The organism is Mariniflexile sp. TRM1-10 (assembly GCF_003425985.1).
Lineage (GTDB): Bacteria > Bacteroidota > Bacteroidia > Flavobacteriales > Flavobacteriaceae > Mariniflexile.
Window position 1 is genome coordinate 264,647 of record NZ_CP022985.1, and the last position, 20,317, is coordinate 284,963.

Sequence of the window (20,317 nt, forward strand, 5' to 3'; positions counted from 1 at the left end):
AAAAGTGAAATTAAAACGAAGAAGAAAATTAGTAACGTACTTAAATATTTTAGACCAACCTGTCCGATTCAACCCTTTTGTTTTCAGTCGGACTTTTTTATTGTGGGCTTTTCTCGGACTAGTAGGTGGAATAATAGCGGGACTTTATTGGATTGGACTTGAATTTCTAACGCACCAATTGGCTTTTTTTAGTGGTTGGCAAGTAATTCCCGTAATGGCAACCTGCGGCCTTTTAGCAGGTTTGATCATTCACTTTATTGGAGACCCGGGAGAAATACATTTGATCGTAAACAATATCCGTTTTAATAAGGGAAAGCTAGACCCCAAAAACAATCCTTCCATGGTACTATCCTCGTTGTTGTGCGTAGCATCAGGTGGAAGTCTCGGACCAGAAGCGCCATTAGTCCAAGTAACAGGCTCGACAGGTACTTGGATAGGAAAGTTGTTCCGACTTAAAGGGGAGGAATTAAGGTCATTGAGTATTGCAGGAATGGCATCAGGCTTTACAGCCTTATTTGGAGCGCCACTGGGCGGTAGCTTGTTTTCATTGGAGATACTTCATCATAAACACGCCGTGGAGTATTACAAAGCCATTATTCCTGCATTTGTGGCAAGTTGTTTTAGCTATTTGGTATTTGCCTTGATCATTCATTTAGGTCTTGGACCAATATGGGATTTATCTGCGTATGAATATTCAGGAATTTTTGATTTTGGTTATGCCGTGCTGTTCGCAATAATTGGAGCTGCTTTTGGATGGGCTTTTATTTTTTGCACCAAATTTTTCAAATCAATTTTCGAGAAAAGACCTATACCCATTTATATCAAAACACTCATTGGGGGAGTTCTACTAGGTGTCATAGCATTTTACTTTCCATTAACCCGATACTTCGGACATCACGAGATTAACGAACTGTTATCAGGGAATTTTTCCTTGACTTTGTTGTTTGCTATTTTGATTTTTAAAATCATAGCCATTTCAATAACCGTGACATCCGGTTGGAGAGGCGGGTTCATTATCCCCTTGTTTTTCGTAGGAGCAACATTAGGACTGATAATTTATCAATTGTTCCCAACAATAAATCTGACGTTAGCAATTGTTAGCTGTATGGCAGCAATTAATGCTTGTGTTACTCGAACGCCAATGAGCACGACCATTTTATTGGCAACTTTAACAGGTTTCGGACATTTCATCCCCATCCTTTTTGCGAGTTTAACAGGCTATTTTTTGGCTCCAAGAATACCTTTTATAGGTTCGCAAATGGAGAAAGAATAAAGAAATAGGTATACAAAAATGCACATAAAAAACAGGCAAAACAGAAGTAAAATCAAAGCTTTTGACTCAGATTAGTTCATTGGTTCGCCATGGAGTTCCTTAAGATAATCCAGTTGCTTTTCTCCAATAACCTTGGCTTCTTCAAAAAAAAAATGTGTTCATCTGCTATAGCTTTATCCACATTCTTTTCTGAGAATTCATTATATGCTTTGAAAGGCATAATATTGTAGGCATTGTACAGTATATAGATACGATGTAAACCATATGCTTTTTGTGGATAAAGCTTTTCAGGTAAAAAAAGGGAAGGCCACACATAAACAAACATGTGAACTAGATGGACTAAATAATTTCACAAATTGCTTTGTATTAATTGTATAAACTTCCCTTGATTGAATTAACAAATACAATCATTAATTTTCGATTACTGTTTATACTTTCGTTTTACTAAAAACCATTAATGATATAAACCCTCGATTTCCCAATTAAACAAAGGCCAAGGTACAAAGTTTGGGAAAAACAAATTAGACAGAATTAGAACCAAGTAGAACTGACATCAAATTATAATCATTTTCTATTTGACCTAAAAAAACCGACGTGAGAGTTAAACTTCCAAAATCCTCTACACCTCTACAAGAAATACAACTATGATTTGCTTTTAAGACAACACCCACATCCTTTGTATCAAGAGTGGTTGACAGTTCTTGAACGATCTGCATTGTTAATCGTTCTTGGACTTGTGGTCTTCTCGCATAAAAATCAACAAGTCTATGAATTTTAGACAACCCTATAACATAATCTTTTGGTATGTAGGCTATATTAACTTTTCCTTGAATTGGAACAAAATGATGTTCACAAAATGAAGTAAAAGGAATATTTAACTCTACTAATGGAGTATGGTACCCATATTCATTTTTAAATACGGCAACTTTAGGTTTATTGATTGGATTTAATCCTTTAAATATTTCGTTAACATACATTTTTGCTACTCGATTTGGAGTGTCTTTTATACTATCATTCGTAAGGTCAAAGCCCAATATTTCAATAATATCCTTAAACTTCTCCGCTATTAATTCAGTTTTTAAAGTATCATCAACATCAAAAGCATCATCACGTAACGGATTTTTAATCGACACGTGTTGATTGGAATTTTTCAAACTTTCTTCTACCAAACGTGTGTTTCCGTTCAATTTTGTCATATTAATTATTGGTTTTATTCTAATTATCTTCAGATAATTTTGCTAAAGAAAATGCACCAATAGCCATTACTAAATCTCTTATAGCAACGTCTACAAAAGTCCAACTAAAAATTAAAGTTAAGGCAATTGATACCAACCAAGCACAAACTATATAAGCACCAATTTTTGTTTTAGTTAAAACAAGCATACCTGCAATTATCTCGATAACACCTACTATCATCATAAATGTAATAGGCTCAAAAGGAAGTATTCCAGCAAAACCTTCAGAAATATATTGAGACCAATTGGTTAAAATGTTAGTGAATTTGTCTAATCCTGCAACGATTGGCACTAAACCAAAAGTGTACTTTAAAATGTTTTTTACTAATTGTAAATTCGAATTCATAATTTTAGTTTTTTTAAATTTATTACACACTTTTGATAACAGATTTTAAAAAAGGATACAAAATTTTGTAACTTTTTTTAAAGTTTCCCATCAAAAGTAAAAGGCTCAATAAAATGGAAGCTATAAACATCAATGATTTTAACAATCATAAAATAAAAGAGAGTGAAGTTATAAAACGCATTTTAGGTGGAGAAAAAGAACTTTATGAAATTTTGGTAAGACGGAACAATCAAAAGTTATATCGTGTAATTAGGGGTTACCTCAAAGATGAAGCTGAAATTGAAGATATAATGCAAGATAGTTATGTAAAAGCATTCACTAAATTGTATCAATTTAGACTTGATTCTGCGTTTTCTACTTGGCTTATTCGCATAGGAATAAACGAATCTTTAGCTCGTTTAAAGGAAAAAGGAAAACTTTATCGTCTAAATGAACAATCAGATAATTTAAGTTATACAACTTTAGAAATTCCAGATAACAGGCAATTAAATCCACAAGACAAAATGATAAGGAATGAAGCAAAGCAAATATTAGAAAATGCTATTGACAGTTTAGATATAAAATATAAAACTGTTTATATTATGAAAGAAGTGGAAGAAATGAGTCTAAAAGAAATTTCAATTGTATTAAACTTAACTGTTGCTAATGTAAAAGTACGTTTACACCGGTCAAAAGAAATGCTAAAAGAAAAACTATATGAAGTGGCGAATAATAAAAATATATTTGAATTTGGTTTTAGCAGATGTGACAGAATAACAGAAAACGTAATGAAACTAACAAAATAATGTACCTAACAAAGTATAATGGAAAAATTTAGTCGAAATTAATATCTCAACAACAAAATAAAAATAAAGGATAACCTCAATGTACTTTAAAATTCTATATCAAGATAAATTACACATTACCGTATAAGTATTCAATATGGGGAACAAATCACTATTATGAAGATGGAGCTGGCGGAGAATTCATCCCCCCTGAGGATTCTAAAATTTACTTACTAAAAGCACTCGAAATAACTCAAAAAAGTTTCACCCAATCAGGGTGATCCATACTTAACAATCAAAAAAAAATTAAGTGATAATTAAAAAATATTTACCTATGAATTACCCTTGGCGGCTTAAAAAATGGAACCGTAATATTATCTAATTAATTTAAAAAATATGGTAGCCTTATTCTTGGTACGGTAATGATTGTAAAATAGGTTATGTATAAATTAAAATAGTAAACACAAATTTCATCATTTAAATTAATTATGGAACTCCTATTAAACGGACTAGCCTTTAAAGATGGAGATTGGAAATACCTTTACATGACCGGGGCCGAAGTAGAGTTTGTTCACTTCCCAAATTTTCTCGGGAACATGTGAGCAAGTAGAATGGAAATCGGAACCTTTTTAGTTGTGTCAAAGACCCCATACCGAAGTTCTTTTCCCGAAATGGAGCTTGTTGGAATGCAGGGGAATGGGCTGAGGGCACTATCTAAACTACCAATTTCTGGACAGCACATTGCGTGAGGGGTAGAAGCGGCATCCTTTTGTGGTTCCTTAGAGCCACAAAAGATATAGTGGATAACCCGGCCCGCTTGCATTTTTGCGGAGGCTATCATGCGTGGGCAGAATGCGGGCGGTGATACGCCCAAATAAAACTAAAAGTTATAAATCGGAAGTATTCGGGAATATTGTATGAATTGAGCTTAAAAATAAATTCAACGTTATGAAGCAAAAAATGCTTTTGGGATAATCAAAAGCATTTTATACATTTCTAATTCAATTTTTTTTAATCTTATTGACGTTAGATGGATCTATTTTATTCATTAGTATCTGCATATCTTCACTTACTTTTCTCTCTACTACCCTTGCGTAGACTTGTGTAGAAGCAATTTTAGAGTGACCTAAAAGCTTAGATACTGTCTCAATAGGTACCCCATTACTTAAGGTAACTGTCGTTGCAAAAGTATGTCGAGCCATATGAAAGGTTAAATTTTTATTCAATCCAACAGCGTCTGCTATTTCTTTTAAATATAGGTTTAATTTTTCATTAGTTATTACTGGAAATAAAGTTTCCGTTACTTGGGTCATAGGATGATTTTGGTATTTAATAATTAAATCCCTTGCCTTTGCTAAAAGAGGAATTTTTACCGAAGATTTAGTCTTCTGTCTATTGGTAAATATCCACTCCTCACCATCAATGCCTTTAAGAATATTATTCTGGGTTAAATTCATAATATCAACGTAAGCAATTCCTGTATAACAACTAAAAACAAATAAATCCCTAACCCTTTCGAGTCGTGCTATGGGAAAATAATAGCTTTCAATATTAGCTAGTTCGTTATCAGTTAAAAAAGGGCGTTCCCTTTTTTCATAAGTTGGTTTCCATCTCACAAATGGATCTCTATCCAACCATTCTATATGATAGCCTAAAGTTACAATCTTTCTAAACCTCTGAATATGTTTCATTACAGTATTATTACCCATTGCTTTCGGGTGCCCTTTTGGCCAGAAACAATATAAAAAATTCGCAAAATCGCAAATGAATTTATAATCGAGTTCTTTTAAATAAACATCAGAAGTGTTTAATACGTTGTTTAGGTATTTATTTAAATAACCTTGAGTTATACCAAAATTCCTAATCGTACCAGTCGCCAATGTTTTTTCAATTTTCTTCGTATGATATTCTAGAAGATTTTGAAGTGTCTTAGCATTATCACTTTCACCAAGATATTCGGCCTTGATTAAATCCGCCGTAATTAATTGTCCTTTGAATTTTAAATCATGATAATACTGTACTATTTGAGCATGAACCTGATCTAAATATTGGTTAAGTTCCCTTGCCGCTGCACTATTACCCTTTGCTCTTTGTCTATTGGAATCCCAAATCTGTAAATCTACCTTATACTTTAGGCTGATATTAACTTTTTTTCCATTGACCGTAATTCTGAGGTACATACCAGCTTGATTATTTTTGGCACGTGAAGCATATGCCCAAAATAAAATTGAAAATGTGTTTGATGTTCTCATAGTTGTCGTCTTTAAATTATTAAACATTTATCGAGACGAAAGTCAAATCAACTATATTGAGTACCTTATGTGTTCACAAATCAAATCGTCAACATTGTTGACGGTCTAAATTTTTGTTGACGGTTTGCTACTATTTTAAATGAAAACAAATCAATTAAAATGTGGTCCTAAAAACCAAGAAACCGTGCATACCATAGGATTTGCACGGTTTTGTAACTTTTTACAAGTTTTCTTAGTGACCTCGACTGGATTCAAACCAGTAACCTCTTGAGCCGTAATCAAGTGCGCTATTCAGTTGCGCCACGAGGCCTTTTAAAGTGGGTGCAAATATAATAATTTTATTAAAATACCACCAAATTTATTTCAATTTTATAATTCATTTTTAATTCTTAAAAAACTTCTATTTACATTTGTATTAAATCGATAGGTATGAACTCTATTTTAAATCCGTGGCCTTGGTATATCTCGGGACCACTTATTGCCCTTGTTATGTCATTGTTACTCTATTTTGGAAAAACATTTGGCATGTCTTCAAACTTAAAAACCATGTGTACCATGCTCGGAGCTGGTAAATTTTCTGATTTTTTTAAGTTTAATTGGAAAGACCAATCGTGGAACTTGACTATTATTGCAGGCGCTATTATTGGTGGATTTATTGCTACCCACTATTTATCAAACGATCGTATCACCGATTTAAACCCAAACACTGTTACAGAATTACAACAAATGGGGTTTGAGAATGCAGGTGCTCATTTAGTCCCCACTGAACTATACAGCCTAGAAGCCATAAAATCCACCAAAGGTTTATTGCTATTGGTTATTGGCGGGTTGCTTGTAGGGTTTGGCACGCGATACGCAAGCGGATGCACTTCTGGTCATGCCATTACCGGGCTTAGTAGCTTACAAAAACCTTCGCTTATCGCCGTTATTGGATTTTTTATTGGCGGATTGCTAATGGCTAACTTTATTTTACCATTAATTTTTTAAGCAAATGAAATATTTTAAATTTTTACTAGTAGGTATATTTTTTGGTATTGTTTTAGTTAAATCTGAAGCTGTTTCGTGGTACCGTATTTATGAAATGTTTAGATTTCAATCCTTCCACATGTATGGTATCATAGGAACTGCCATAGCTTGTGGCATTCTATTCCTTCAAATTTCAAAGAAAGGCTATATAAAAAGCATTAAAGGAGCCGATATATTTGTGCCTAAAAAAGAAAATGGGTTTATTAGATATATTGTAGGTGGAACCATTTTTGGTTTTGGTTGGGCGCTTATTGGTGCTTGCCCAGGACCTATGTATATATTATTGGGTACAGGTGTTTATAGCATGTTAATTGTAATTGCTGCCGCTGTTTTAGGCACTTTTATTTACGGCATTTTAAAAGACAAACTTCCTCATTAATTTTTATCCAATCAACAAAGCTTAAAACTTATATAACAAAAATCTTACAACTAGCCACTTCCGTTTTGTTATTTTATAATACCATCTAGGCTTTGAAAATGACCGCAATAAAACACCTTTTTTCCTTTTCTACTTTAAAATAAACAACAACCGTAGAGGTTAAAAGTTTAAAATGGAATGGAATTAGAAAAGCTAAGGATTTACTAAACAACATGGGTATCCTTAGTTGGCGAAAAAAATGCTATTAACACAAAAGCAAAACCGAATGTTAGCTATATATTATTCGCAGAATAAAAGTAAGTTGGCACATTCAGAAGTAAGAGTACTTTTGAGTAAAACTAACATAAAAAATGACCGATTTTGATTTTCAAAATCGGTCATTTTTGTTATTTGGAGTTTTTTAAGGATAATTTTATAGAAAAGAATGCGTTTTTGTTTCCAACAGGACACAAGTATCCCATCGAAGTTAGCTTTCGTTTTTTTAAGCAGCTAAGTTTTTAAATCGAGAGCTGTAAATTCTTCTTCCAATTTCAAGAGCATTGGCTGTATGGATTCCGAAGAAAATCCAGAGAATCTCGCTCTTTTGGGTTTTGGCCTTGATCTTTTTCAGGTTGTAATGTTCTTTTTCTTTACCAAAGCTTCCTTCAAGACGTGTGGAACGTTCTTTTTTGATTTCTCTGGCCAAAATTTTACGCTGTTCTTCGTTTTTACCAGCCTTTCCTTTTCTGATAAAATCGGTCTGGATTTTGCGACTTGAGGTAAATGTTCGGTTTTTATTGGTAGCATAAATAGCATCTGCCCCCAGTATTTTTATTTTAGTCTTGGTCAGGTTTTGGGCGCAAGATACACTGCTCTGCAAACGGGTCCCTTCATTGAAGGCACGGTACTGGATATGCTCAATAAAATTGATTCCGTCTATTTGAACTTTGTTCACTTTTGCTCCAAATTCTACCTGTTTGGTTTCTTTGCCCCGCACAATTGGACGAATGTAACTTTTGCTGATGCTTACGATTCTATCGGGAACACTTTTTCCTGTTTTAAATATTTGTGCCTGTTGCCGGTAAACTTTGGCAATAATGGATCGTTGTCGCTTGTATTTAGCGGTGGATTCAAATGGATATTGATTTTCTATCTGACCCAGTGCACCGTTAAGTTTGTACAGTAATTTCAGTAACCCTCGGGTTACTTTTGTGCGGTATTTGGATTGTTTCTTTCGTTTTTTCGAATACTCGTTATAGCGTCTGCACCAATCCAGATATTTGGTCCTGGGCAATTTGATTTTCAAAGTGCGGCATAAGGATTCCATTTGTCTGTAGTTCCACTGAACGCATTCCCAAAGCAATTTCTGATTGGTTGGAAAACGCACTTCGCTCTCGTAACAGGTCGCATCGGTAAACATTTTGTCCAGGTCCTTCATATAAGGAATCCAGTTCTTGGCAAGTACTTCTTGGGATCTTCTAATATTTAAACCCTTGGAAAGCTCCATCCTGATTTGGCTCACGATCTTAAAGTTGGTCAGCGGTTTATCGATGGGAATTAGAATATCGCAAAAAAACTGCATGAAAATATTTCCATTCAAAAGCTCGATCAGTTTCTTGTCCGAGCATCCATAATAGTTTTTGAGCATCATCAGGGCAATTTTCCCTTTGGGACTAAAATAGCAATGGGTTCCTTTTTTAGAATCTTTCAATTTGAAAGATTGACCAAGCTCGGAAAAAGGCGTGGAAAGGTAAATTTTGCCCAAATCGGTTTTTAGAAATTGGGCATAAAATCCATCAAAATCTTTATTGATGGCGAAAATTGGAATTTCGTATTGAAATTCGCTTAAACGTATTATTTTTGGCATCACACTTTAAAAGAAAACCCCGTTTTTGGCCCGTTTGGAGCAATTTCGGGGTTTGTTCCTTCTAATATAATACCTATTTTATTGAAAAACAATAGTTTATATTATTATGAATATGCCTAAGTTAACATTAAACAATTTCAGCGCTTAATCCTGCTTCAAGTAGCATGGAGCAACGTGGTTTTAAATCATCGTATAAACCAGTTTTTACGGTGCATTTGCCTTTATAATGCACAAGGAGTGCACATTGTTCTGCTTGTTCTGCGGTGTGCTCGCAAGCATAAATAAGCATGTCTATAACATGATCGAAGGTATTAACATCGTCGTTATATAACACAATCTCGTTTTGGGTAAGTACTTTTTCTTTTAGTAGTACTTCTTCCAATGTTTTTTCTTGAGTACTCATAGGTTAAATTTTTACTAATTTAAAAATTTTAAGGCAACCCAATGGTTTCTTTCCAATTTTTCTTCAAATTTTAACATGTGCTTTTCACATGCTTCTTGAATAACCGGAATATCATCTTTGTAAAATCCGCTTAAAAATAAAAGACCGCCTTTATTTAAGCACGATATGTAAGTTTCCATATCGTTTAATAAAATATTACGATTAATGTTCGCAATTATTATATCGTATTTTTTACCTGTTAAAACACTGGCATCGCCTTCTATTACAGTAATATGCTTGCAATTATTACGCTCTACATTTTCTAAACTATTTAAATAGCACCAATTATCGTAATCAACCGCATCTATGGGGTTTGCGCCTTTTATTTCGGCTAAAATGGCTAAAACACCAGTACCACAACCCATATCTAAAACCGATTTATCGGTGAAATCGGTTTTTAAAATATGCTGAATCATCATGTGGGTGGTTTCGTGATGTCCTGTTCCGAAACTCATTTTGGGTTCTATAATAATATCGTATGGGGTATTTGGTTTTTCATGAAATGGTGCACGAACTGAGCATATATTATCTACCACAATGGGATTGAAGTTCTTTTCCCATTCTTCATTCCAATTGGTTTGTTCAATTTCGTTAAACGTGAAATCGATTTTAAATTCTTCAGAGTTTAATATTTGGATATCCTCCAAGATATTTTCATGCCATTCCTCTTTTTGAATGTATGCTGTAACACCTTCTTCGGTTTCTACAAAGCTTTCAAAACCTGCATAACCAAGTTCTGCAATAAGTATTTCTACTCCAGGTTGTACTGGTGTTACTTTAAACTCATAACCTATGTAAATGATGTTTGACATATAGATTTTTGATTTACGATTACGATTGATTTACATTTCACGGTTCACGATTCACGAATTTACGTTAGCGATAGAAACGGCATCCTTTTTGGCGCCAAAAGCGCCAAAAAGATACAGTGTATAGCGCAACCCTTGGGTAACGCCTAAAAGATTACATTTTTAAAATGCGTTTACAATGGCAAAAAAATCGTCTGCGTTAAGTGCAGCACCACCAATTAAACCTCCATCTACATCTGGTTTTGAGAAAATTTCCTGTGCATTGTTTGGTTTCACACTTCCTCCATATAAAATGGATACGCTGTTTGCTACAGCGACACCATATTTATTGCTTAACGTTTTTCTGATGAATGCATGCATATCTTGTGCTTGCTCTGGACTTGCAGTTTCGCCAGTGCCAATAGCCCAAACAGGTTCGTATGCTAACACAATGTTTTTAAATGCCGAAGATTCTAAATGAAACAAGGCGTTTTTAATTTGGCTTTCTACAACATTTTCATGGTTACCCGATTTTCTATCGGCCAAAACTTCGCCAAAACAGAAAATAGTACGTAAATCGTTTGCTAAAGCAGCATCTACTTTTTTAGCTAAAATTGCATCTGTTTCACCAAAATACTCACGGCGTTCACTATGACCTAAAATAACGGTTTTTACACCAACACTCTTAAGCATACTCGCACTAATTTCACCTGTGTAAGCACCATTTGCTGCGAAATGCATGTTCTGTGCAATCACTTCTATACCGGTGTCTTTTAATGCTTGAAATGCTGGAAAAAGGTTTGTAAAGGTTGGTGCTACCATAACCTCGGCATTTGATGTTTTCGATTTAGTTTTTAAAGCACTAATTAATGATTCGGTTTGTGCTAAATCATTATTCATTTTCCAGTTTCCTGCTACAATTTGTTGTCTCATTTTTAATTTACCTTTTTAATGAAGGGATTTTTTATTAAGTTTTATAATATCTTTTTAATTTTTATGTCGTCAGCTTCAATAGCTTTAAACAAGTTTATTTTTCCGTTTTGGCCGATTACCATATATCTGGGGATCCAATCTAATTGAATGAATTCACCAAAAGGGCCTTTCCAACCAGATTGCATAAAATAATGTTGCCCTTGCACATTATATTTCTCAATGCCTTTTTTCCAAGCTTCCTGGGTTTTATCTAAAGACAAAAATACATAGGTCACATTTTTATGGGCTTTTTGCAGATTTTTAACTTTAGGCATACCACCAATACAATCTTTACACCACGATGCCCAAACATCAACCAAAATGGTTTTGTCTTTATTTGCTTCTAAAATTTCTTTAAAGCTTATTGAGTTTCCATCTAATGTAATAAAGGTGTCGTTTAATGCAGCCTCGGAAAACTTAGTAGGTGTTTCTTGTGCTTTACAACTTAAAACACTCAAGACGAAGATTAATATGTAGTTTATTTTTTTCATTTTTCTATTTATGGGATTTCTGTCTGCTTAGGAACTATTCTAATTTCACCTTAGGATCTAACCAAACGTAAATGACGTCGACAAAAATATTAATTATTATGAAGAATAACGCTATTATTAACACCGAACCCATAATTACAGGTAAATCCAAAGTATTTAAGGCATTTACTATTTCTTTCCCAAGTCCGTTCCAACCAAAAATATACTCCACAAAAACAGCACCTGCCAGCATGGAAGCAAACCATCCTGAAATAGCCGTAACTACTGGGTTTAGGGCATTTTTAACAGCATGTCTTTTTATAATTTGAAACTCGCTTAAGCCTTTTGCTCTTGCGGTTCTGATATAATCTTGGTTAAAGACTTCCAGCAACGAATTTCGCATAAGTTGTATAACGACCGCCAACGGACGAATACCCAATACAATAGCTGGGAGTATGAGATTTTTTAACTTCATATGATTGGCTTCTCCAAAATCGTCTAATTCATAAAGACTTCCTGTCATTTCTAAATTTGTGTACTTATGCAATACAAAACCAAAAAACCATGCGAATAAAATGGCGCTAAAAAACGATGGCACACTCATACCAAACGTACTGAATATCTGTATGGTTTTATCTACCCAACGGTCTTTGTAAAGTGCTGAAACAATGCCTAAAAAAATACCGACAAGCATAGCTATTATTATCGCAGAAACTGCCAACACAAACGTATTTGGGAGTGTTTCACCCAAAACCTCACTTACTTTTTTACCTTGTTTGGTAAACGATTCGCGTAAATATGGAAACTTTAAAACGGTTGTTGTATTACCAATTGAAAATAATTCTACTGCTGAGTATTTCCCTGTTTTTAAAAAGGTATAATCTTGAACGTCTTTTGAATGAAAGGATATGGGCGACAAATCATTCAAATAATAAAAGTATTGGGTGCTTATGGGTTTATCGAAGCCATATTTTTGCTTTACAATGGCTAATTGTTCGCTACCCTCATTCTGTCCCAACATCATCTGTGCGGGGTCTCCCGGAAGCACGTTAAATAAAAAGAAAATAACGGTAACTACCCCAAACAAAGTGAGTAGTGCGTATGTGATTTTATTTAGTAGATAGGTTATCAGGTTTTTGGTTTTTGGGTGTTTGGTTGATGGTTGTTGGTTGTTGGTTGTTGGTTGTTGGTTGTTGGTTGTTGGGTCTTGGGTCTTGGGTCTTGAGTGTTGGGTCTTGGTCTTGAGTGTTGGTTTGTAGTGTTTGGGCCTTTAATAGAAAGCTGGTAGTCGAAACACTTTTTAACTTTTTAACTTTTTAACTCATAACTCATAACTCATAACTTTAAATCATCTATATCATTCCAATGTACTTTTTGTTTGATGGTGCCTTTGTCTAACTCTAGAATACCCGGGTTTGAACGTACTATTGTTTTTAGAGCTTTTTCATCGCATAAATAAAAGTCGAAATTTAAATGGTATTTCTTTTTTATTTGTTGCTTTGCTTCTTTACCTGATGCTGTTAAACCAATAACTTGATACCCCTTTTTAATAGCTTCATCAGACATCGCTTTTAATTTTTCTGCACCTGCCTTTTCCATTTTTTCTAAGTTGTATGAAACAATAATGATAAGATTCTCTTCTGAAAGAAACTGTTGGGTTAAATCTTCATCATCGCTTTCTATTGAAAAATCTACCACGGGCGGTTGGTAACCTTCATCTATAACTTTGGTCTCAACTCCAATATAATCGCCTTCGACATCTGGGTACGAACCATCGGTAGTGATAACTTTCTCTTCACCATTAATTTTAAACTTCCAATAATATTCTACAACTGGTTTTGGTGCATCGGCTGGAATTGACATCCCTTCTGAAATATTATTCCCAATTTTATAAGCTCTAAAATCTACCACAGGCAAATGCATTAGCACATGATAACCCAACCAAAAACTGAAAATAAAGCTTAAAAGTGCGAAAACCGTAGTTGTTAATTTACTAAAAACTGGTTTTATATATTTAACACCAAAAAATAAAATGAGTATTAAAACCAATAAAATAACATCTTTGGTAAAGCTTTCCCATGGCGTTAACTTTAAAGCATCACCAAAGCAGCCACAATCTCTAACTTTATCAAAATAAGCCGAATAAAAGGTTAAAAATGTAAAAAACACAATCATTAACAACAAACTCCAAACAGTAAACTTAGGTTTGTATCCAATAATTAAAAACACCCCTAAAACCACTTCAAAAACGACAACTAATACCGAGATGATTAAGGCATAGGATTCCAAAAACGGGAGATTTAAAACATCAACACTAAAGTATTCTTGTAACTTATATGAAAACCCTAGCGGGTCGTTTAGCTTTATTAAACCAGAAATAATAAATAAAACACCTACTAAAATTCTTGAGATACTTACTAATACTTTCATCTGTTTATATATTTTAATTTGGCCAGATGGAACGCCCTAAATAATCATCCTCGTATGCGTGAATGCTATTCTCATGGGTGTTTCCTATATGGGTTTTTATTGTTTTTAAAGATCATATATTATCGCTTTCTCTTCATAGGTGCTTGCTTAAGCAAACTTATTGTTAATGGCGATTTCATAATTTTTATATCAGGCCTTTCGACTGTGCTCAACGTGACATTCCTTTTAAATTATTACCTTTTTAAATGAATTAAAGCAAAAACCGCATAATTAATCATGTCTTGATAGTTGGCATCAATACCTTCACTAACTAACGTTTTTCCTTTATTATCTTCAATTTGCTTAACACGTAATAGTTTTTGCAAAATTAAATCGGTTAAGCTACTTACTCTCATATCGCGCCACGCTTCACCGTAATCGTGGTTTTTGTCTTCCATTAATTTTTTGGTAATGGCTACATGCTTTTCATACAATTCGGTGGCTTCTTTGGTTGATAAATCGGGTTGCTCTACCACACCTTTTTCCAACTGAATCAAAGCCATGATGCAATAGTTTATAATACCTATAAATTCGCTTTCTTCTCCTTCATCAACTTTTCTAACGGCATTTTGCTGAAGCCCACGAATACGCTGCGCCTTAATAAATATTTGGTCGGTAAGCGATGGCAAACGCAAGATGCGCCATGCACTTCCGTAATCGGACATTTTCTTTATAAATAAACTTTTACAGATATCAATGACGGCATCGTATTGTTTTGAAGTATCTTGCATGTAATAAAATGAATTTTGCGTAAATTTCGCTTAAATAGTTTAAAGTTCAAAGTTTATACAATTTAAAGTTTCATGTTTAGAGCTTAATGCCCCAAGTATGTACAAATTTTTAGATATTTAACTTAACTTTGAACTTTAAACCTGGAATTTAGAACTGCAAAATGACCATAAACTGCAAAGGAAAGCTCATTGATTTATCATCACCAAAAGTGATGGGAATTTTAAACATTACCCCCGATTCGTTTTACGATGGAGGTATTCATAAAAATAGCATTTCCATTTTAAAGCATGTAGAATCAATGCTCAATCAAGGCGCCACTTTTATAGATATTGGTGCTTATAGCTCGCGCCCAAATGCCGATTTTGTAAGTGAAGAAGTTGAACTACAACGCATATTACCAATAGTTGAAGCCGTTTTAAAAAACTTCCCTGAGGCTTTAATATCCATTGACACCTTTAGAAGTGATGTTGCCAAACAATGCATTGAAGCTGGAGCTACTTTAATTAATGATATTTCTGCTGGAAAACTAGATGAAAATATGTTACCAACCGTAGCTAATTTACATGTTCCTTATATTATGATGCACATGAAAGGCACGCCACAAACCATGCAACAACACGCCAATTACACCAATTTAACCAAGGATATTTTATTTTATTTCTCTGAACGCATCGCAGCCGCCAAAGCCTTAGGAATTATAGATATTATTGTAGACCCCGGTTTTGGTTTTGCAAAAACGTTAGAACATAATTACCAGTTGCTAAATCAATTACAATTATTAAAAATGATTGAAAAACCAATTTTAGTGGGCGTTTCCAGAAAGTCTATGATTTATAAAACCTTAGGAACTACCCCTAACGAAGCGCTTAATGGCACCACTGTTTTAAATACCATTGCATTACAAAAAGGAGCGTCTATCTTAAGAGTTCACGATGTAAAAGAAGCTATGGAAACCATTAAATTAGTTGAGTCGTTGAATTGTTGAATCATTGAATCGTTTAATTGTTTATTCTAACCATTTAACCGTCTAACTATCTAACCGTCTAACCGTCTAAATCTATGAAAAACATATCACTGCTTGTTACTTTACTGTTTATCTTTTCATGTGGAAAAGATAAGGTAGTGCAGCTTCCAGAAATAAACCATTCTGAAATCTCAGAAATTAATGATGTATCTGCTGCTTATTTATTTTATGACGAAACATTGCCAGATAGCTTAGAATTCAATAGAAAAAATTTGATTAGTACGACTAACTGGTTAGTAAACGTTGATAAACGGTTAACATTGAAACAAGCCATTCCGCATATTAAATTTTTACAGGAGAAAAAACAAAATGCTGGCCACAAAAATGACAATGCCAAAAACTATTTTACCTGTAACGATACCAGCAAAAAGAACTTAGGGTTTATTGAATTTACAGATGTGGTTTATCATAACATATCATTTCTTGATTATGTGTCAACAAATTCAAATTTAGACTTTTCAAACAAAATGAAAATTGAATTTACTACTTCGGAAGATATTTATATAGAGTTTCCGCTTTTCGATTTAAGTACTTTGGTCTCGAAAAAATCCAATTTAATAAAAGACATTAAACGTGTACTGGCAAATGAACTGGACACCGTTGAAATCATCTTAAGCTTCAACCAAAATTTAACATTTCAAGATTACATAACTTTTAAATCCATAATATCAACATTAGATTTAAAAGATGTTACCACATCAAACCACGAATTCATTTTTAAATAAGAAGTGGTTTAATCTTTTTCGATTGAAGCGAAAATCAGTCATTTTTTTTGTCCAATCGAAGTCTTTTTCGAGTTGCATAGCATTGCTACGGAAAGAAAAAAAGATATAGAGTGGGCAAAAAAAGGCGATTTTTTAGCCAATTGGAAAAAGTTTAAACCACTTCTAATCTTATTTTACTAAATTTACCAAAACCCATGTGCCTTGGAAATTTTTAATGACCTCCTAAAATTCTCTGTAGTTGATATTATAGATGTTATTCTGGTAGCATTGCTACTTTATTACACTTACAAATTGGTTAAAGGCACTGTAGCCATTAACATTTTTATTGGTATCATCATTATTTATTTAGTGTGGCGACTTACCAATTTCTTAAACATGGAATTACTTTCGGGTATTTTTGGTGGGTTTATGAAAGTGGGAATTATTGCTTTAATTGTGGTATTTCAACCAGAAATCAGAAAGTTTTTATTGATGGTTGGGTCTACAAATTTTAGTAAACGAGGGAAACTTTTCAAACAGTTTAGTTTCCTAAAAACCGAAACTAGCGACGAAACCAATGTAGATGCCATTGTATCGGCTTGTATTAGAATGGGAAATTCAAAAACAGGTGCTTTAATTGTTTTTGAGCGTAATAACAACTTAGACTTTTTAACTACCAGTGGTGATGAAATGAATATAAAAGTGACGCAACCTATTATTGAAAGTATCTTTTTTAAGAACAGCCCTTTACACGATGGTGCCATTATAGTGAGTAATAATATTATAAAAGCAACTCGAGTTATTCTGCCTTTAAATAATGAAAAAGTCATTCCAAAACGTTTTGGTTTACGTCACAGAGCAGGCATTGGAGTTACTGAAAAAACCGATGCTTTAGCACTTGTAGTTAGCGAAGAAACAGGTACTATTTCATACTTTAAAGATGGGGAATTTGTTGTTTTTGAAGATACAGCAGAGCTAAATTTAATGATTAAGAAAGATTTGGCTTAAACCACTTCTTCTTTCAAAAACTGCACTTCATATAAGTTCTTATAATACCCATTCTCTTTTTTAAGGAGCTGGGCATGTGTGCCCTCTTCTACAATTTCACCAGCATCCATTACAATGATTCTATCTGCTTTTTTTACAGTGGCTAATCTGTGGGCAATAACTATAGAGGTCCTGCCTTTAGTCATTTTATCGGTAGCATTTTGAATGAGTTGCTCGGAATAGGAATCGACCGAGGAAGTAGCTTCATCCAACACCAAAATACTAGGATTTGTAACATAAGCTCTTAAAAACGAAATAAGTTGACGCTGACCCGAAGACAACATCACACCCCGTTCTTTTACATTATAATGATAACCTCCCGGCAAACTGGCAATAAAATTATGAACCCCTATTTCTTTGGCTGCCTGAGTTACTACTTCTTCTGTAATTTCAGGATTATTTAAGGTAATATTATTTAAGATCGTATCGGCAAACAAAAACACATCTTGTAAAACTACCGCAATTTGAGTACGCAACGATGCTAAGGTAACTTGTTTTATATCTATACCATCAATGGATATAACACCATCCTTAATTTCATAAAAACGATTTAACAAATTGATGATGGTAGATTTTCCTGCACCCGTGGCTCCAACAATAGCGATGGTTTCACCCGATTTTACGTCAAAAGAAATACCTTTTAAAACATCTTCATCGTCAACATAATTAAAAAATACCTTATGGAAAGTGATATTGCCTTTAAAATGTTCGGCGACATGTGTACCCTTATCGTCTATATGCGACGTGGTATCTAAGATCTTAAAGACCCGATTTGCAGCCACCATACCCATTTGAAGCGTATTAAAATTATCGGCCATTTGACGCAGCGGTCTAAACAGCATAGGAATAAACATAACAAAAGCAATCAAATCGCCTTGGGATACTTCGGTGCCTCTTAAAACAATGTTTAAACCACCGTACCAAGCCACCAAGCCTATACTTATGGACGACACCAAATCGGCCAAAGGAAAGAAAATAGAGTTGTACCAAACTGTTTTTAACCAGCCCCTTTTGTGTCGTTCATTTATATCAATAAAGTTTTTATAATCAATATCTTCACGTGTAAAAATCTGTAAAATCTTCATACCTGTTAAGCGTTCTTGCACAAACGAATTCAGGTTAGACACTTCATTTCTAACGTCTTCAAAAGCAATTTTCATATACTTTTGAAAAACTCGGGTGGCATACATGAGTAATGGTAACATGATAAAAACGATTAAACTCAATCGCCAGTTAATGTAAATCATCGCTCCAAAAACAACTATCATGGCGAGTAAATCCCTAAAAATGGTAAACAAGCCTTGTCCAAAAATATCGGCAATACGTTCCATATCGGTCACTGCTCGGGTAATTAAAACACCTACCGAAGAATTGTCGTAATACTTCATTTTAAAACTCAGCAAATGGTTGAACAGTTTGACACGCACATCCATTACCAAATTTTGACCCAACCACGCCGCATAATAAATAAACGCCAATTGAAATACGGTTTGTAGAATTAAAACAGCAAACATAATAAGCACATAAAACAAAAAACTTTTAGACTCTTGAACCGCAATACTATTATCTATAGCATATTTGGTGATGTAAGGTGTTGCCGTACTTAAAATTGCCAACAAAATAACCAAAGCTAATAAGCTAAAAAAGATTACTTGATAGGGCTTTATATATTGAAACAGGCGTTTGAATAATGTAAAATCAAAAATATTTTCCTTCACTTTAGCCATTATAATTTTATATCGTTGGGGTATTCTACTTCTATTAAATAAAGTGCATGTGCTGGTACCGAAAAACCAGCTTCACTCCTATTCTTGGATTTTATTATAGCATGTAAATCTTCCTTTTCTATTTTACCTAACCCCATATTTACCATGGTTCCTACTATGGAGCGTACCATATTTCGTAAAAATCTATCCGCTTTTATAACAAAATGAAGTTCTTCATCTTCAAAAAACCATTCCGCTCTCATAATGTCACAATAATACGTTTTTACATCGGTATTTACTTTTGAAAAGCATTGAAAATCTTTATACTGGCATAAAATTTTTGAAGCCTCTTTCATTTTATCAACATCTAAATCCTGCTTCACGTAGTAAGCAGAATCAAAATTAAAAACATTCTTTTTTAAAGTAATTCTATACAAATAAGTTCTACTTAAAGCATCAAAACGTGCATGGGCATCAGATTTCACTTTAAAAACATCGTGAATGGCAATATCTTTTGGCAAAAACGAATTGAGTTTAAAAACCAAATCAACTTCATCAAAATGGACATCCGTATCAAAATGCGCGAACATTTGTTTGGCATGTACGCCTGTATCGGTTCTACCTGCTCCCATAATGGAAACGGCTTCTTTCAAAAGTAAAGTCAAGGCGTTTTCAATAACTTCTTGTACTGATATGGCTTTGGGTTGATTTTGCCAACCATGATAAGCACTACCATTGTAAGAAAGTTCTATAAAATATCGCAATTTGTTTCTCTACTTTTAATGAAAAGCAAAGATAGACAGTTTTGCCATTCCACCGAAGGCATGAATCTTAATTAAATA

General features: G+C 33.9%; 20 protein-coding genes and 1 tRNA gene. 7 read left to right on the forward strand and 14 right to left on the reverse strand.

The annotated features are described in order from the left end of the window. The first annotated feature begins 4 nt into the window (after positions 1–4). Complete coding sequence (locus tag CJ739_RS01275; protein WP_117172259.1) at positions 5–1,273, forward strand: chloride channel protein; 1,269 nt, start codon at positions 5–7, stop codon at positions 1,271–1,273. A gap of 521 nt (positions 1,274–1,794) precedes the next feature. Here the strand turns inward: CJ739_RS01275 and folE are convergent. Both folE and CJ739_RS01290 read right to left on the reverse strand, forming a co-directional pair. After that, positions 1,795–2,469 (reverse strand): GTP cyclohydrolase I FolE, encoded by a 675-nt coding sequence (gene folE / locus CJ739_RS01285; RefSeq protein ID WP_117172261.1) that lies wholly within the window; start codon positions 2,467–2,469, stop codon positions 1,795–1,797. 19 nt (positions 2,470–2,488) lie between these two features. Further along, positions 2,489–2,854: a hypothetical protein gene (locus CJ739_RS01290; protein ID WP_117172262.1), complete on the reverse strand. Its 366-nt coding sequence runs from the start codon at positions 2,852–2,854 to the stop codon at positions 2,489–2,491. 113 nt (positions 2,855–2,967) lie between these two features. Here CJ739_RS01290 and CJ739_RS01295 point away from each other — a divergent pair, with 113 nt between their 5' ends. Then, positions 2,968–3,639: an RNA polymerase sigma factor gene (locus tag CJ739_RS01295; protein ID WP_117172263.1), complete on the forward strand. Its 672-nt coding sequence runs from the start codon at positions 2,968–2,970 to the stop codon at positions 3,637–3,639. Between the two features lie 980 nt (positions 3,640–4,619). Here the strand turns inward: CJ739_RS01295 and CJ739_RS01305 are convergent. Both CJ739_RS01305 and CJ739_RS01310 read right to left on the reverse strand, forming a co-directional pair. Beyond that, positions 4,620–5,870 (reverse strand): site-specific integrase, encoded by a 1,251-nt coding sequence (locus tag CJ739_RS01305; RefSeq protein ID WP_117178662.1) that lies wholly within the window; start codon positions 5,868–5,870, stop codon positions 4,620–4,622. Between the two features lie 236 nt (positions 5,871–6,106). Further along, positions 6,107–6,180, reverse strand: a tRNA-Arg gene (locus tag CJ739_RS01310). Between the two features lie 119 nt (positions 6,181–6,299). Between CJ739_RS01310 and CJ739_RS01315 the strand changes: the two genes are divergently transcribed. Both CJ739_RS01315 and CJ739_RS01320 read left to right on the forward strand, forming a co-directional pair. Then, positions 6,300–6,857, forward strand: a complete 558-nt coding sequence (locus CJ739_RS01315) for a YeeE/YedE family protein (RefSeq protein ID WP_117172265.1) — start codon at positions 6,300–6,302, stop codon at positions 6,855–6,857. Positions 6,858–6,861: 4 nt separating this feature from the next. Continuing rightward, positions 6,862–7,275 (forward strand): DUF6691 family protein, encoded by a 414-nt coding sequence (locus CJ739_RS01320; RefSeq protein WP_117172266.1) that lies wholly within the window; start codon positions 6,862–6,864, stop codon positions 7,273–7,275. Positions 7,276–7,756: 481 nt separating this feature from the next. Here the strand turns inward: CJ739_RS01320 and CJ739_RS20495 are convergent, their stop codons facing one another. The 8 genes from CJ739_RS20495 to CJ739_RS01360 form a co-directional block, all read right to left on the reverse strand. Further along, on the reverse strand, positions 7,757–9,121 hold the full coding sequence (locus CJ739_RS20495) for a transposase (protein ID WP_117172267.1): 1,365 nt from the start codon (positions 9,119–9,121) through the stop codon (positions 7,757–7,759). Between the two features lie 127 nt (positions 9,122–9,248). Then, positions 9,249–9,524 carry an ATP-dependent Clp protease adaptor ClpS gene (locus tag CJ739_RS01330; RefSeq protein ID WP_117172268.1) on the reverse strand — a complete coding sequence of 92 codons (276 nt, stop codon included), beginning with the start codon at positions 9,522–9,524 and terminating at the stop codon, positions 9,249–9,251. A 14-nt stretch (positions 9,525–9,538) separates the two neighbouring features. Beyond that, entirely contained in the window at positions 9,539–10,375 is an 837-nt protein-coding gene (gene prmA / locus CJ739_RS01335) for a 50S ribosomal protein L11 methyltransferase (RefSeq protein ID WP_117172269.1), read from the reverse strand. 159 nt (positions 10,376–10,534) lie between these two features. Beyond that, positions 10,535–11,284 carry a triose-phosphate isomerase gene (tpiA, locus tag CJ739_RS01340; RefSeq protein ID WP_117172270.1) on the reverse strand — a complete coding sequence of 250 codons (750 nt, stop codon included), beginning with the start codon at positions 11,282–11,284 and terminating at the stop codon, positions 10,535–10,537. A 41-nt stretch (positions 11,285–11,325) separates the two neighbouring features. After that, entirely contained in the window at positions 11,326–11,814 is a 489-nt protein-coding gene (locus tag CJ739_RS01345) for a TlpA family protein disulfide reductase (RefSeq protein WP_117172271.1), read from the reverse strand. Between the two features lie 34 nt (positions 11,815–11,848). Continuing rightward, complete coding sequence (locus tag CJ739_RS01350) at positions 11,849–12,925, reverse strand: ABC transporter permease (RefSeq protein WP_117172272.1); 1,077 nt, start codon at positions 12,923–12,925, stop codon at positions 11,849–11,851. Positions 12,926–13,128: 203 nt separating this feature from the next. After that, a complete protein-coding gene (locus CJ739_RS01355; RefSeq protein WP_117172273.1) occupies positions 13,129–14,223 on the reverse strand; it encodes a BT_3928 family protein in 1,095 nt (364 codons plus the stop codon). A 233-nt stretch (positions 14,224–14,456) separates the two neighbouring features. Further along, entirely contained in the window at positions 14,457–14,993 is a 537-nt protein-coding gene (locus CJ739_RS01360) for a DUF1599 domain-containing protein (RefSeq protein ID WP_117172274.1), read from the reverse strand. 161 nt (positions 14,994–15,154) lie between these two features. Here CJ739_RS01360 and folP point away from each other — a divergent pair, with 161 nt between their 5' ends. From folP to CJ739_RS01375, 3 genes are all read left to right on the forward strand, one after another. Continuing rightward, positions 15,155–15,979, forward strand: a complete 825-nt coding sequence (gene folP / locus CJ739_RS01365) for a dihydropteroate synthase (RefSeq protein ID WP_117172275.1) — start codon at positions 15,155–15,157, stop codon at positions 15,977–15,979. Between the two features lie 74 nt (positions 15,980–16,053). Continuing rightward, a complete protein-coding gene (locus CJ739_RS01370) occupies positions 16,054–16,743 on the forward strand; it encodes a hypothetical protein (RefSeq protein ID WP_117172276.1) in 690 nt (229 codons plus the stop codon). Between the two features lie 201 nt (positions 16,744–16,944). Further along, on the forward strand, positions 16,945–17,730 hold the full coding sequence (locus tag CJ739_RS01375; protein ID WP_117172277.1) for a diadenylate cyclase: 786 nt from the start codon (positions 16,945–16,947) through the stop codon (positions 17,728–17,730). On the opposite strand, the gene CJ739_RS01380 is transcribed toward CJ739_RS01375, so the two are convergent. After that, a complete protein-coding gene (locus tag CJ739_RS01380) occupies positions 17,727–19,496 on the reverse strand; it encodes an ABC transporter ATP-binding protein (protein ID WP_117172278.1) in 1,770 nt (589 codons plus the stop codon). The genes CJ739_RS01375 and CJ739_RS01380 overlap by 4 nt on opposite strands. After that, positions 19,496–20,239, reverse strand: a complete 744-nt coding sequence (gene truA / locus CJ739_RS01385) for a tRNA pseudouridine(38-40) synthase TruA (RefSeq protein ID WP_117172279.1) — start codon at positions 20,237–20,239, stop codon at positions 19,496–19,498. Before truA ends, CJ739_RS01380 begins: the two co-directional genes overlap by 1 nt. Positions 20,240–20,317 lie beyond the last annotated feature (78 nt).